General features: G+C 60.0%; 14 protein-coding genes and 4 pseudogenes. 9 read left to right on the top strand and 9 right to left on the bottom strand.

From position 1 onward, the window contains the following. Nucleotides 1-38 precede the first annotated feature (38 nt). The 3 genes from FHT92_RS23730 to FHT92_RS23720 are packed head-to-tail and all read right to left on the bottom strand — an operon-like array spanning nt 39 to nt 2,697. Nucleotides 39-1,076, bottom strand: coding sequence for a transketolase family protein (locus tag FHT92_RS23730; RefSeq protein WP_183749915.1), 1,038 nt, complete (start codon nt 1,074-1,076; stop codon nt 39-41). Further along, the gene (locus tag FHT92_RS23725; RefSeq protein ID WP_183749916.1) at nt 1,073-1,912 is read right to left on the bottom strand and encodes a transketolase; all 840 of its coding nucleotides are present in this window, start codon (nt 1,910-1,912) and stop codon (nt 1,073-1,075) included. The genes FHT92_RS23730 and FHT92_RS23725 overlap by 4 nt, the downstream gene beginning before the upstream one ends. 23 nt (nt 1,913-1,935) lie before the next feature. Beyond that, nucleotides 1,936-2,697 carry an SDR family NAD(P)-dependent oxidoreductase gene (locus FHT92_RS23720; protein WP_183749917.1) on the bottom strand — a complete coding sequence of 254 codons (762 nt, stop codon included), beginning with the start codon at nt 2,695-2,697 and terminating at the stop codon, nt 1,936-1,938. A 140-nt stretch (nt 2,698-2,837) separates the two neighbouring features. Between FHT92_RS23720 and FHT92_RS23715 the strand changes: the two genes are divergently transcribed. Next, the gene (locus FHT92_RS23715; protein WP_183829929.1) at nt 2,838-3,710 is read left to right on the top strand and encodes a LysR substrate-binding domain-containing protein; all 873 of its coding nucleotides are present in this window, start codon (nt 2,838-2,840) and stop codon (nt 3,708-3,710) included. A 151-nt stretch (nt 3,711-3,861) separates the two neighbouring features. On the opposite strand, the gene FHT92_RS29860 is transcribed toward FHT92_RS23715, so the two are convergent. Then, entirely contained in the window at nt 3,862-4,293 is a 432-nt protein-coding gene (locus FHT92_RS29860) for an inositol monophosphatase family protein (RefSeq protein ID WP_409527168.1), read from the bottom strand. Between the two features lie 248 nt (nt 4,294-4,541). Here FHT92_RS29860 and FHT92_RS29395 point away from each other — a divergent pair, with 248 nt between their 5' ends. Further along, nucleotides 4,542-5,153: a hypothetical protein gene (locus tag FHT92_RS29395; RefSeq protein WP_246735536.1), complete on the top strand. Its 612-nt coding sequence runs from the start codon at nt 4,542-4,544 to the stop codon at nt 5,151-5,153. A gap of 629 nt (nt 5,154-5,782) precedes the next feature. Here FHT92_RS29395 and FHT92_RS23700 read toward each other — a convergent pair. Continuing rightward, nucleotides 5,783-6,043 (bottom strand): annotated as a pseudogene (locus FHT92_RS23700) (hypothetical protein); the annotation flags it as partial. A 342-nt stretch (nt 6,044-6,385) separates the two neighbouring features. Here FHT92_RS23700 and FHT92_RS23695 point away from each other — a divergent pair. Next, a complete protein-coding gene (locus FHT92_RS23695; RefSeq protein WP_183829926.1) occupies nt 6,386-8,857 on the top strand; it encodes an autotransporter domain-containing protein in 2,472 nt (823 codons plus the stop codon). Between the two features lie 9 nt (nt 8,858-8,866). On the opposite strand, the pseudogene FHT92_RS23690 reads toward FHT92_RS23695, so the two are convergent. The 4 genes and pseudogenes from FHT92_RS23690 to FHT92_RS23680 all read right to left on the bottom strand — a co-directional run. Then, a pseudogene (locus tag FHT92_RS23690) lies at nt 8,867-9,312 on the bottom strand (methyl-accepting chemotaxis protein); the annotation flags it as partial. 48 nt (nt 9,313-9,360) lie between these two features. Beyond that, nucleotides 9,361-9,675: a plasmid stabilization protein gene (locus FHT92_RS23685; RefSeq protein ID WP_183829923.1), complete on the bottom strand. Its 315-nt coding sequence runs from the start codon at nt 9,673-9,675 to the stop codon at nt 9,361-9,363. A 166-nt stretch (nt 9,676-9,841) separates the two neighbouring features. Further along, a pseudogene (locus FHT92_RS29390) lies at nt 9,842-9,964 on the bottom strand (Ku protein); the annotation flags it as partial. Between the two features lie 12 nt (nt 9,965-9,976). Beyond that, nucleotides 9,977-10,879 (bottom strand): annotated as a pseudogene (locus tag FHT92_RS23680) (Ku protein). Nucleotides 10,880-11,078: 199 nt separating this feature from the next. On the opposite strand from FHT92_RS23680, the gene FHT92_RS23675 reads away from it, so the two are divergent. The 6 genes from FHT92_RS23675 to FHT92_RS29105 form a co-directional block, all read left to right on the top strand. Then, nucleotides 11,079-11,255, top strand: coding sequence for a hypothetical protein (locus FHT92_RS23675; protein WP_183829920.1), 177 nt, complete (start codon nt 11,079-11,081; stop codon nt 11,253-11,255). An 11-nt stretch (nt 11,256-11,266) separates the two neighbouring features. Continuing rightward, nucleotides 11,267-12,043: an exodeoxyribonuclease III gene (xth, locus tag FHT92_RS23670; protein ID WP_183830488.1), complete on the top strand. Its 777-nt coding sequence runs from the start codon at nt 11,267-11,269 to the stop codon at nt 12,041-12,043. A gap of 44 nt (nt 12,044-12,087) precedes the next feature. Beyond that, nucleotides 12,088-12,333 (top strand): hypothetical protein, encoded by a 246-nt coding sequence (locus FHT92_RS23665; RefSeq protein WP_183829917.1) that lies wholly within the window; start codon nt 12,088-12,090, stop codon nt 12,331-12,333. A gap of 12 nt (nt 12,334-12,345) precedes the next feature. Next, entirely contained in the window at nt 12,346-12,588 is a 243-nt protein-coding gene (locus tag FHT92_RS23660) for a hypothetical protein (RefSeq protein ID WP_210278596.1), read from the top strand. 142 nt (nt 12,589-12,730) lie between these two features. After that, a complete protein-coding gene (locus FHT92_RS23655; protein WP_183829914.1) occupies nt 12,731-12,871 on the top strand; it encodes a hypothetical protein in 141 nt (46 codons plus the stop codon). A gap of 672 nt (nt 12,872-13,543) precedes the next feature. Further along, on the top strand, nt 13,544-13,706 hold a 163-nt coding region (locus FHT92_RS29105), incomplete at its 3' end, for a TadE/TadG family type IV pilus assembly protein (protein ID WP_409527169.1).

The raw sequence follows: 13,706 nt of genomic DNA, 5'->3' as shown, positions 1-13,706 counted from the left end.
GTTTAAACGGCCGGCATCTCCTCAACCGGCCGAGGTCGTCAGGTCGAGAGCCAGGCCTTCACCGCCTCCGTCACCTTCAGGGTCGATAGCCCGTATTGGTCATGGAGCGTCGGCAAGGCGCCCGCCTCCAGGAACTGGTCGGGCAGGCCGATCTGGCGGAAGGCCGGCGGTGCGACGCCGGCGCGCAACAGCGTCCCGGCGACTGCCTCTCCAAGGCCGCCTATGACGGTATGGTTCTCCGCCACGACCACCAGCCGTCCGCCTTTGCGGCACTCGGCGACGATCGTCGCCTCATCGAGCGGCTTTATGGTCGGGACGTGCAGGACGGCAACGTCGACGCCGTCGTTTCGAAGCTGCGTGGCAGCCTCGAGCGCGCGCATCGTCATCAGGCCCGACGAGATGATGAGCGTGTCCTTGCCATCCCGAAGGAGCTTGGCCTTGCCGAGTTCGAACTTGTAGCCGTATTCCTCCAGAACCAGCGGAACGTTGCCGCGCAGCAGGCGCATGTAGACTGGCCCCTTATGGGCGGCGATCGCCGGAACTGCCTGCTCTATTTCGCTCGCGTCGCACGGATCGACGATTGTCAGCTTCGGCATGCCGCGGAACATTGCGAGATCTTCCGTCGCCTGGTGGCTCGGCCCATATCCCGTCGTCAGGCCCGGAAGGGCGCAGACGATCTTCACATCAAGCATCTCCTCGGCGATCGCCAGGCAGATGAAGTCGTAGGCCCGTCGGGACGCGAAGACGGCATATGTCGTCACCCAAGGCTGAAAGCCTTCGCGCGCCATTCCCGCCGCCGACATCATCAGCAACTGTTCCGCCATCCCCATCTGATAGAAGCGGTCGGGATGGGCAGCGCGGAACACATGAAGGTCCGTGTATTTCGCAAGGTCGGCGGACATGCCGACAACACGCTCGTCCTTCCGCGCCAGGGCGGCAAGCGCGTTGCCGAAGGGTGCCGGTCTCGTCGGCTGATCGGGTCCGGCGATCGATGCGATCATCGCCGACGTCGTGAGCCGGGGCTTGTCGATGCCGCTTTCAAGATGCGCAGGCCGGATGTACTTCGAACGCCTCATGCTTCCGCTCCCGCATCGATGATTCTGAGGGCCTCGGCCCATTCGTGGGGTTCCACGCGCAGGAAGTGGTTTCGATCGCGTGCCTCGAGGAAGGGCACTCCCTTCGCCATTTTCGTGTCGCAGATGATGATGCGGGGCTTGGCCTCGGCGTGATGACGAGCTGCGTCGAACGCCTTTACGAGCGCATTGAGATCGTTGCCATCGACCCGCTGGACGAACCAGCCGAAGGCCTCGAATTTGGAGCCGAGCGGTTCGAAATTGAGGACGCCGATCGAGGGCCCGTCGGCCTGCATCTGATTGACGTCGACGATGCCGATCAGATTGTCGAGTTTGTAGGAGCCGGCGGACATCGCGGCCTCCCAGGTGGAACCCTCGTCAAGTTCGCCGTCGGAAAACAGATTATAAACAAAGGAAGAGGACTTCTTCCGCTTCAGCGCCAAGGCCATGCCGACCGCGATGCCAAGTCCGTGTCCGAGCGATCCGCCGGTGATTTCCATGCCGGGCGTGTAGGCGGCCATGCCGGACATCGGCAGCCGGCTGTCGTCCGTGCCGTAGGTCTCCAACTCGTCCTCGGGAATGATCTTGGCTTCGATCAGAGCAGCGTAAAGCGCAATCGCATAGTGGCCGATCGACAGCAGGAACCTGTCGCGGCCTTCCCATTCCGGATCTTCCGGCCGGTAGTTCGTGGCGTGGAAGTAGGATACGGCAAGGACGTCGGCGACGCCGAGCGCCTGGGCGATGTAACCCTGCCCCTGCACTTCGCCCATACGCAGCGCGTGACGGCGGATGCGCCGGGCGCGCTCTGTCAGGCTGATATTGTGGCCAATCTGGCTCATGTCGGTGTCTCTCCAGATAGACCTCAGTGGATCAGCATGCCGCCGTTAACGTCGATGACCGCGCCGGTGACGTAGGCGGACAGATCCGAGGCGAGGAACAGGTAGATATTCGCGACGTCGGCGGCCTCTCCGAGCCGGCTCAGAGGGATGCCCCTGATGATGTCGGCGCGCATCTCATCGGTAAGTTTGCCACCGGTGATATCTGTCTGGATGAGCCCAGGCGTGACGGAGTTGACGCGAATGCCGGCTGGACCAAATTCGCGGGCCATCGCTTTAGCGAGGCCGAGCACGCCTGCCTTGGCTGCGGAATAATGAGGCCCGCCGAAGATGCCGCCGCCACGCTGTGCCGATACCGAGGACATGCAGGCAATCGATCCGCCGCCATTGTCGCGCATGTAGGGGATGAAGGCCTGACTCAGGAAGAGCACACCGGTCATGTTGACCGCCACGATCCGCTGCCAGTCGGCTTCGGTGATATCGAGCGTGGTAACGGGCTGGGTGATGCCGGCATTGTTGATCAGCGCGTTTACCGAACCGAACGAGGCGATCACCTTGGATGCGGCATCGGCGCAGGACGACTTTTCGGCGACGTCGCAGCGCAGGCCGACATGGTTGCCAGACTTGACGCTCGGCAGCGCCGCGGCGGCCTCCGCAGCGGCGTCAGCATCGATATCGAGGATGGCGACGCGGGCGCCATGCTCGGCGAAAAGCTGCGCCGTTGCACGGCCGATGCCGCGCCTGCTCGCCGCGCCAGAAATGACCGCGGTCTTCCCATTCAGTAGCATGTAATCTCCTCCCGATGCGTCCCGAGCATCTGGCAAATCTTTGACAAGTCAGTTGGCTTGCGGGTCCGAAACTGATCGAGTTGACGCCGTTCGACAAACGCGAAGTTTACAACGGTGGGTGAATCTGGTTCACTAATCCGATGTTGCAGATGGCCTCCCTCTCCGCGGTCCGCATCTTTGAAGCCGCAGCCAGGCTGGCGTCTTTTCGCGCTGCAGCCGAGGAGCTGCACCTGTCACCAAGCGCCGTAAGTCATGCCATTGCAAAGCTCGAGCGTGACCTTGGCATCTCCCTCTTCGAGCGCAGCACGCGAAAGGTCACCATGACACTGGCGGGGCAGACGCTCCTCTCCCATGCCTCCAATGCCTTTGAAGAGCTTCGTCGCGGTGTTGAGATGATTTCATCCAACAAGACCCACCTGCTGCGGGTTCACTGCGCGCCTAGCTATGCGGCGCAGGTGCTCTCCGCACGTCTTCCCGACTTCCTGGGCAAGAATGAGGGGGTTGAGGTCCGGGTGGCGGCGAGCACAAACTATGCGCGTTTCGTGGACGGCCTCTTCGATGTCGACATCGTTTACGGCGAACCATCGAACAGAGAAGATCTGATCGTCGTGCCGCTTGGAGAAGAAATCATTTCTCCGCTGTGTTCTCCAAAGATGGCTGAACGACTGAAAAACCCGCGCGACCTGGCGCGCCTTCCCCTCATCCGCAGCGACCTGAAAAGGATTCAATGGATCGACTGGTTCGAACTCAACAATCTCGGCCCCCCGCCCCTCCCCGCCATGAGCTTCGATAGAAGCTTTCTGGCAGTCGACGCCGCAGCGAACGGACTGGGAGTGGCGTTGGAGTCCAACACTCTGGCAAGGCGCGAGCTCGACAGCGGGCGTCTGGTTCGCCCGTTCAGCAACAGCCGTGACAACCGCTACATCGGCCACTACCTCGCCTATCCGAAGGCCGGCAGCCAACGGAGGCTATCGAAGATTTTCGCAGACTGGCTTACGTCGCAGGTTTTTTGACAATATGTTTGTCCTCCCGACAAAGCGGGGCATTGGGACCGTCTTAACTCATCAACACCGCGTCGTATATGACAACGGACCTGTTTATTGCGTCATCGTGGATGACAGCTGAATGCGGGCCGAACCTACAGCCCTCGTCTACACCAAGCGGTCACGATGTCCGATTTGAACCGAGGCTACCTGGTCTATAGCCATCGTCATATCCCCCAGTCACCGCCGCAAGCATCCCCGGGAGCTCTTCGGCCAGGAAGTCGAGGAAAGCCCTCACCGCTGGCACGAGGCCCCTGCGGGACGGAAACACGGCATGAAGACCGTGCGCGTGCAATCGATAATGCGGCAAGACCTTCACCAGGCGGCCGTCGGTCGCTCGCCCTTGCTCGCAGAAGCCGATTAGGGTTCCCCATACCGGAATTCCAAGCAGGAAAGGACGGGTGCCATCAATCGGATCGAGGACCCACTGACAGGCTCCAGCTCCCGTGACGCCGTACTCTTCACCGACAATGCTGTGATCGGGAAACTCCTCGGAAATCAGCCCGAATGCGCGTCGCTGGGAGTATCTTGAACAAGCAGAACAGGGCGACATAAGAGGTCACGTCTATCGCCTGCAAGTTGCCCTAGATGACGTCATCATCGCAGGAGATGGGTGGAGTATCACGGTTCCAGAGAACCCCAGCGCGCGCCCCACAGTGCGGACGAGTGCTGCAGCAGATGTTCAGTGCCCCGTGTTCGACTCGGATTTCCTTGAAGAAGCACTCAGCCTGGCCAATGATCGGGTGGCGCAAGTCCGCGGCAAAATCTCGACCGACTGGCCAAGGAGGTCGACGAGGCCCGATGGAAAGGGGGCGATCTCGCCACCCACTGTGGGACCGCGACTCCGACACCTGGTTTTGCTTGCATTGTAACGGGAAGATTACGGGTGTTCAGATCGCACAAAATCTGTGGCATTGCCCTGCATGTGGCGCTTCCCCAGTCGACATTTTCGATACTGCCTTCTGGTGCGAAGATGAAGGCAAGTCGCTCCCCCCGATTGGCGCAAAGGGAAAATCGAACAGCAGCAAGCCTGACTTTCAGGTAGTCGACGACCGTCCAAAACTTGAGTTGAGCGAACGCAACATCGTGCTTCTCATGAGAAGCGCACTGTTAGATGATTCGACGGACGTAAGCGAACGGTTGGGGGCGCTCCTGGCCGAAATCACCGTCGATGAAGACAACGACGTGTGGATCTCGCTCGAAGAGGATTTGTGGCCGGATCATAAGGAGCCAACTCAGGCGATCAAGGTCGCAGCACAGCTCGGTATCGAAATTGAGTTGGAGACCATGCGGTCAAAGATACCTTTTCACTGGCCAGGTCTGGGCGAACTGACCTCAAGCACCACCGAATACACGCAGATGTTGCTCGATGCGTATGCGCAGTATGCGGCACCCTCGGATAGCAAATCGTAATCCGTCCCGGCCAACCTCCTCGATTGAAGATCTATTGAGGAGGTTGGTCGCGACAATGGATGCACTCTGCCCTCTTCGAAAAGTAGGTGGTCTTGCATCTCATCCGAGGAGCGCGGTTTTTCGGGGGCAAAGCCGGGCAGTTGAGGAGATTCGAACCAGCGACCCGGCTACCTACGTTGTCGTTGCGCACGGCTTGTAGCATCAACTTGAGGAATCGACCTACTTTAGGATCGTCTACGGCCTATGTTGAACTGTGGTTCATGTGGTTCTCGGGAGTTACTCGACTAAGCCGCCCCTCGTTCTAGGACAAGTGACCCTATCAGGGTCCATTTTTGAAGGAGATCAGAATCGTCCCTGGCGGCATCTCCTTGGCGTCCAAGTCTGACGTATCAAAGGGGTGCGCACCGTCAGCGAGAAACGAGTCGATCATGACCTGTCGTTCTTCCGAGTTTTGCCATGACTGTTGAGGGAACCGCATCATCGGGAAGTCTGCGACGCCCTCGTACTCTACGACAATGCCCGCCAGGATCGTGACGCCATGTGCAAGAGATGTTGCGAAGCCAAAAGTCTCTATCCTGGATGCGGCGTACTCGTGAATGTTGCTAATCAGCGCGAGAGTCGCGTTGGTGCCGGCCGATATCCTCAGGCGAAATCCCAAGCCTCGTATAGGCACGGTAACGGATCGCCCCGCCTGACAATGCACCGAAACCGGCAGTATTGCCGACCGCATAGGCGCTGAAGGCGGTGAGCGCGACATGCGGAAAAGGCAGCCGCTTGCCGATATAGTCGATGGCGTTGAGATCGTAGAAAACGAGTGCCAGAAAGCTCAGCGCCGTGAAGAGCAAGGCGAGCAGGATCGAGCTCGGTCGGGTTGCCGCGAGGGCCTCGACCCGATGGAAAGGATCGATACCGTGATGAGCTTCTGAAGCATGAAAACCTCCATGTGCTTCCTTGGTTTTCATCAGGGAAAACTTGAGGCGCAGCGCGAGGTTCCGCTCATCACGAATAAGTTTCGACGGATATGCCAGTTCTGATGCGCGGAAGACATTTCCTCAACCGCCCTTTGCGTGTAAAGAATTTTCGCGTTGCCAAGTTTTCTAAAACTATTGCGAGCTTTTTTAATGGCCACTTCCCTACCCCACCGTCCTGCGCCAACGTTTCGGGGATCGTTTGGGACGCCGAAAACCGATGGAAGCCACTGGAATCACCGGATATTTCCCGGCAGGAGGTCCATGCGCCAGTTCATGTTCGGCCCGCTTTCCCTGATTCTTCTCTCTGTCATCGCGCTGCTGGCCGCGGCGACCGCTTCGGCGCAAGCCGCCCCTGTCGTTGCCGCCGTTTCGGTCCCTGCAAATGGATATTACAAGGCTGGAGACAACCTGGCCTTTACCATCCAGTTCAGCGAGAACGTGACCGTCACCGGCACACCGAGCCTTTCAGTAGTGATCGGCAGCTCGTCGCGTGCGGCAAGCTATTTGGGAGGAAGTGGCACGAGTGCCCTTGCGTTCGGATACACAGTTCAGCCCGGCGACATGGACCTGGACGGCGTGTCGCTCGGGGCCATGATCAACCTGAACGGCGGCACAATTGAAAATACCGGAGGTGAAGCGGCCGACACCACGCTTAACAACGTCGCTTCGACGAGCAATGTCTTCGTCAATACGCAGCAGCCGAGCGTCGCGGCCGCCGTCCTCGGCAATCCGCCCTCAAACGCGACGCAGGTGACGTTCCAGATCGTCTTTTCCGAGGCCGTGACGGGCTTCACATTGAGCGACATGGTTCTGACGGCGACAGGAACCGCAAGCGCCACGCTGACCTCGCTCCAGACCTCCGACAACATCACCTATACGGTCCTCGCCCAGGCCATTTCCGGCTCCGGTACACTCCGTCTCGATATTCCTGCAAATTCGGCTCAAAACAATGCGGGCAACGGCAACCTGGCAGCGGCCTCTGCGCCCTGGGCCGTCGGCGCCTCATCCAATGCCGATCTGTCGCAGCTGCAGCCCAGCCAGGGCAGCCTCAGCCCGGCTTTCAATGCGAATACGCTGTCCTATTCGATCGCGGTGCCACATAACGTAACCGCCATCACCTTGACACCTGTCGTCTCGGAGCCGAACGCGACCGTCACGATCAATGGTTCACCCGTCGCTTCCGGCAGTGCCAGCATGTCCGTTTCCCTTGCGGTAGGGTCCACGGCGATCCCTGTCGTCGTCACCGCACAGGATGGCACGATGAAGACCTATAATGTCGATGTCATCAGGTCCGCTCTGGGGGTCACGGCAGCGTCCCGCACGGTCACGGTGATGGCGGGAACGACGGTCGCAGTCGATCTGACTGCGGGCGCGACCGGGGCGCCCTTCACCGCAGCCGCGCTCACCTTCCTGCCGAACCCGGAAGCAGGAAAGCTGTATTTCGACGCAGCGCAGAAGCGGCTCTCCTTCACGGCGAGCCCTTCGTTCGCAGGCCCGGCCCAGGTCGGCTTTACGCTTTCGAATGCGTCCGGAACCTCGGCGCAGGCGACGATCACATTTGCCGTTGCCGCCCGTCCCGATCCGACTGTGGATCCCGATGTGATCGGCCTTCTCAATGCGCAGGCGGATGCCGCCAGGAATTTTGCCCAATATCAGACACGCAACTTCAACAACCGTCTGGAGCAGCTGCACGATGAAGGCGAGCGACAGCGCCGGTCATTCGATATCCGCCTCGGGCTTCGCCGCTCCGACAATAGCGGCTCAAGTAGCGGCCCCATTGGCGGCCCCAATGGCGGCATTGCCAATGCCGAGCGCCAGTTCGGCTGGCCGGGCGGCAGCGCCCCCGATCTTGTCAATCCCGCCCTATCCCGCCGGCAAGGCGACAGCACGGGGATACAGGGGATGGATCCCGGACCCTTTGCAGTCTGGTCCGGAGGCTTCGTCGATTTCGCGGATACCGGCAATAGCGGCCCGGATATCGGCTCAACCACGGTCGGCGTGAGCGCCGGCGTCGATTACCGATTCTCCGATCGCTTCGTCGCCGGCTTCGGCCTCGGCTACGGGCATGACAAGAGCGATGTCGGAGATGACGGCACGGAAAGCCGTGGCGCCGCTTATAGCGCTGCGATCTACGGCTCCTTCAAGGCGGCCGATAACCTGTTCCTCGACGGCCTGGTCGGCGCAAGCCGGCTTGATTTCGATTCAAGCCGCTACATCAGCTCATCAGGGGATTTTGCTGAGGCCACCAGGGACGGAGGGCAGATGTTCGCCTCCCTCACCGCGGCTTACGAATTCCGCAACAGAACCTGGCTCGTCTCTCCCTATGGCCGATTCGAGCTGTCCAGGTCCTGGCTCAACGGGTTCACCGAGAGCGGCGGAGGCATCTACGACCTGACCTACGGCAATCAGACTGTCGATACGGCCGCAGGCGTCATCGGCCTGCGCCTGAGCTACACCCTCATGACGGACTGGGGGATCCTGACACCAGGCGCGCGGGCGGAATATACCCATGATTTCGCCGGCTCAAGCCGGATGCAGCTCGGATATGCCGATTCCGGCAATCTTCCCTACGAATTCGAAGCGGAGGACTCGGGGGATGACTATGCGTCGCTCGGGCTCTCGCTCGATGCGGCCCTCCTGAACAACTGCGCAGTCGGCGTGGAATACCGCGCTTCCATCGGCAGCGGCAGGCAGGACCATGCCGTCGGCATTCGGGTCAGCAGCCAATTCTAGCGGATTCCTGCTGTGCAAGACCATGGTCAATGGCAGATCGCCGGCCGCATTCTGCTGTGTCGCCTGATCCATGGAATTCACGGCCGTGTTGATTTCCTTCAGCCCCGTCGCCTGCTCGCGCGCCGCCTCGACGATAGCCGCGACGTTCTCGTCGATCTCAGCCACCTGCGCGACGATCTCTTGCAGCGACTGTCCGGTCCTGCCAACAACCAGCTGATCAAGTCCTGGATCTCCTTGGCGGCCTTCGCCGCACGCTGGGCGAGCTCACGTACTTCCTGGGCAACGACAGCAAACCCCTTGCCTGCTTCGCCCGCCCGAGCGGCTTCGACGCCAGCATTGAGCGTAAGCAGGTTCGTCTGGAAGGCGATATCGTCAATGACGCCGATGATACTGGTAATCTCTCTTGAGAACTGTTCGATCTGATCCATGGCGGCCACGGCGCTTCTGGCCATCGAATCCTCCGCATGTGAAGCGGCGCCATCGGTGATGACGCCGTCTCCCAATCAATGATGGGCGTGATGCTCATTGCGCTTGCGCGTGGCAGCGGCCTTTTTGGTTGAAGCGGAACGCTCTTCCTTTGTCCGTGATGCAGCAGCGGCACCACCCTTGCGGCCACCTTTTTCGGAGGAGGCATGGTTCTCGTGATGGCCGCGGCCGGAGCCGGATTTCTTGCCGCCACCGCTCTCCTTGTTGACGGTAGCCCAGGCGCGGGGCTCGGCCTCCTTCTCGGAAACGCCACGGTCTTCGTAGCCTTCCTCAATGTGCTGAGCCTTGCGCTTCTGTTTGTCGGTATAGGCGGATTTGTCACCTTGGGGCATGGAACATCTCCTTAGCTGATGTGAAGCAAGGAAAACTGCGGTTTCGCGGCGAAGTCTCGAGGATCCTCCACAGCGTGGGCGCAGCCGGTGTCACCCGAATTGCGTTTTGACCAGCCCTTGTTTGCGAGCGGAACCAACATGGCCGGGCGGCTAAGCATCTCAAGCAAGTCGCGCGCCTGAGCGTGTGAAAGCGAACCTTTTCGTTCTCGGAGGTCGCTGGCATCATCTGCACGGGGCAGGTGACCAGCGATAGCTTGAGATAGCCTTTCCAATAGGGGCGAGCTGCCAAGGTCTCTTCCGATCAGCTCGCGCGCCGCGTTGGCACGGCCGCCGACTTCGATTTGGCGCTGGCCGCCGGTTTTGATGCCTTCTGGCGCGATGCCCCCTTGTTGGCGTTGGCGGCGGTCCGTTTCGGCTCTGGCTTCTTCGTGCCGACCCCAGCACTCTCCCTGAGAGCCTGGAGAAGATCGCTGGGCTTGGACGCGGGCGGAGCCTTCTTCTTCGGTAGCGCCCTGCCCTCGATTTTCGCCTTCACCAGCTCGGCGACGGCCGCCTCGTAGCGATCGTCGAACGCGCTGGCGTCGAAGCTGCCCTTCTTGGTGCCGATGATATGCTCGGCAAGCTCCAGCATCTCGCCTTCAATCTTCAGGTCGGGAAGTTCCTCGAACGCCTCTTCGGACGAGCGAACTTCATAATCGAAATTGAGCGTCGTGGCGATCAGTCCCTTGCCATGCGGACGGATGAGAACCGTTCGCACACGCCGGAACAGCACAGTGCGGGCAATGGCGGCGACATTCGCTGTCTTCATGCCTTCCCGCAGGAGCACGAAGGCGTCGGTGCCCATCTTGTCAGGCGCCAGATAGTACGGCTTGTCGAAATAGACGTCGTCGATCTCGTTGCAGGGGATGAAGGCGTCGATCGTGAGTGTCTTGTCGCTGTCGGGCACGGCCGCCGCCACTTCGTCAGGCTCAAGGACGATGTACTGACCGTTCTCGATCTCGTAGCCCTTGACCTGATCGTCGCGTTCGACCGGATCGCCGGTTTCGCTGTCGACGAACTCCCGCTTCACCCGATTGCCGGTCTTGCGATTGAGAGTGTTGAAGGCGATCCGCTCCGACGATGAGGCGGCGGTGTAGAGCGCTACCGGGCACTACACCTCTCCGAACTTGATGAAGCCTTTCCAATTCGCTCTCGGGGCAACCATGACGCAGAACTCCTGACACAACCAATGCGATTCAAGCGAATCGGCATGTAATTGTTCCGAGTCGAAACGAATCATTTTTTCAATGACTTAGGCCATCGCCGCCGCTCGTTTTGCAAGTCCCTGCTAGAGTACTGATTCCGGTGCATCTTTTCGCGGCCACGCGCGTTTTCCCCGACAGCAACCCTAAAGGAGTCCTGCCATGAGCAAGCGCGAACTGATCGCTACCGGAACCGACAAACGTTATGTCCGGCGGGACAAGGAAGGCAGGTTCAAAGAGAGCGTCAACGTCTCGCGATCGCTGTCTGCCGATGCTCGCCACGACGCCAAGCATGATGCGAAGCCGGGCCAGGGGGACAAGGGCGATCGCAAGCACTGACGGAAACGCCGCTGAAGCTCGCCACCTATAACGTCAACGGCATCAACGGTCGCCTCGACGTGCTGCTGCGTTGGCTGGCCGAATCGCAGCCTGATGTCGTCTGTCTGCAGGAACTCAAGGCACCGGACGAGAAGTTTCCCCGCCGGGAAATCGAGCGTGCCGGCTACGGCGCCATCTGGCATGGTCAGAAATCCTGGAATGGCGTCGCGATCCTTTCCCGGGATCACGAGCCGCGCGAAACTCGGCGTGGCTTGCCGTGCGACCCCGACGACAGTCACAGCCGTTACATCGAGGCTGCCATCGATGGCATCGTCGTCGGCTGCCTGTATCTTCCGAACGGCAATCCAGCACCTGGGCCGAAGTTCGACTACAAGCTTCGCTGGTTGGAGCGGCTGCATTCCTATGCGGCGGAACTGTTTGAACTCGATGTGCCCGTAGCTCTGGTCGGCGACTTTAATGTGATGCCGACCGATCTCGATGTTTACAAGCCGGAGCGCTGGCGAGACGATGCGCTGTTTCGACCTGAGGTTCGCGCAGCCTATGCCGAACTCGTTGCCATGGGCTGGACGGACGCTATTCGGCTGCTGCATCCGGAAGAGCGGATCTATACGTTCTGGAAGTATTTCCGGAACGCGTTCGCCCGCGATGCCGGGCTGCGCATCGACCATTTCCTGCTGAGTCCGTCGCTGCGAGAACGGCTGCAGAGCTGCGGTGTCGATAAGTTTGCGCGGGCCTGGGAGCACACCAGCGATCATGCGCCGGTCTGGATCGAACTCGATGACGAGTAGGCCGTTATCGCTCAAACATCCGATGGCACAGGAGGAGCCAGGCAATGGCAGAGAAACAAGACTTTGATGCCGCGGCGTTCGTAGACCAGCTTTCCGCGATGACCGACGAAGAACTGTTCGCGCTGATGCAGAAGCTGGAAGGCGAGAGCGAAGACATCCCCTCCGAAGACCGCGACAGCAGCGACGTCTTCCTCAGGATTGCCATGGTCGAAACTGCAATCGAAGACCGATTTCCCGGCCAGCTGTTGGCGCCATACAAGGACTGGCAGCAGCGGCGGATAGATATCTGAGGAGCGAAGATCGTGACAAATGGACCCGACAATGCCGAACGATTGTTCCAGCATCTCGATGATCTTGTCGCCGAGATCATCGACCGGTTTGCGAATGAGGGCCATGGAACGGTCACGGTGATCGAAACGCTCCAGGACGTCATTGCAAGACGTCGCCTAGCTTACGACCGTGACCCCGACCCGGCTGAAGACGTTGAGGAGCCGGCGAACGATTGGCCCGCTGCAGTGACTCCGGCAGCAGAGGTGAAGGAGTAACGCTTATGCTTCCCTCCCTCGAGCACCCCTCCCTCGGGCACCCGGCCCAGCCGAGACGGCAAAGAGCCTTACCCGGAGCCAACGGGACGCACTCCGCGCGATCGCGTTTTTTCGGCGCCAGCGCAAGGCGGGGAAAGGATGGTTGGTTGGCGACAAGCGGCTGTCCGAAAAGCTGATCGAGCGCCTGGAAAAGATGGAGCTGGTGGAAGAGAGCTGCATCGGCGGCCAGCCGACACTTCAGTTGACCATCGTCGGGCGCGCCATCGAAGCAAGACTGCAATAGTCGTGTCACGAATCCCGGAGAGGTCACACCGGGCGCAAGTCTCGGACTGCGTCTGCAAATATCGTCGATCTTCCTGCGGAACGTTGTGGCCAACACTAGCAAGGATATGGCGGCTATAGGGTTCCTTGAAGTGGACAGCATCTTTGTCTTCCATTGATGGAGGGTCGACACCATCGTCGGCGCCGAGCAGCACTATGGTGGGAACCTTAATGGCAGGCTGCTCCGCCAGCCGGGCTTCGATGTCGGCGTAGGCCGGATCGCCGGGCACGACGCCGTACCGATGGCGATAGGAATGAATGACGACGTCCACGAAATCCGGATTGTCGAACGATGTGGCGCTGCGTTCGAAAGTGGAGTCAGCGAACTTCCAGGACGGCGACCACGTCTGCCAGAGAAACCTGCAGATCTCATCTCGCTGCTGCTCAAGTCCCTTCCGCCCCCGCTCGGTGTGGAAATAATACTGATACCAGTCCCGGGCTTCCTGGTCCGGAGCACCAGGCGAGACGAGACGCTAAACTGTCATGGCAATCTTAGGAACCACCCAAAGACGCCTCAGCATATCGCACGGCTTTAGCTCAAACAATCATCGGCCGCACCGTGGCCACTCGCGATTTAGCTAAAATACAACCAGCCGCTCTACCTTTTGATTTATGGCTCACTGTTATTGATCGCCTGTGGAGTGTGATTGTTGTGACGCAACAACCGTCACCGCGATGGCGAAGGGGCTTTGATATGATGCGTCGTTTCATTTTTGACCGATCTGGCAATTTCGGAATTATGACAGCGCTACTCCTCGTGCCGATCCTGGGCGCTGCGGGTACAGCCATTGATTTCA

It is taken from the genome of Rhizobium sp. BK377, from assembly GCF_014193935.1.
GTDB lineage: Bacteria > Pseudomonadota > Alphaproteobacteria > Rhizobiales > Rhizobiaceae > Rhizobium.
The sequence above is the reverse complement of the archived record's forward strand: the minus strand, read 5'-3'. Positions and strand labels throughout refer to the sequence as shown.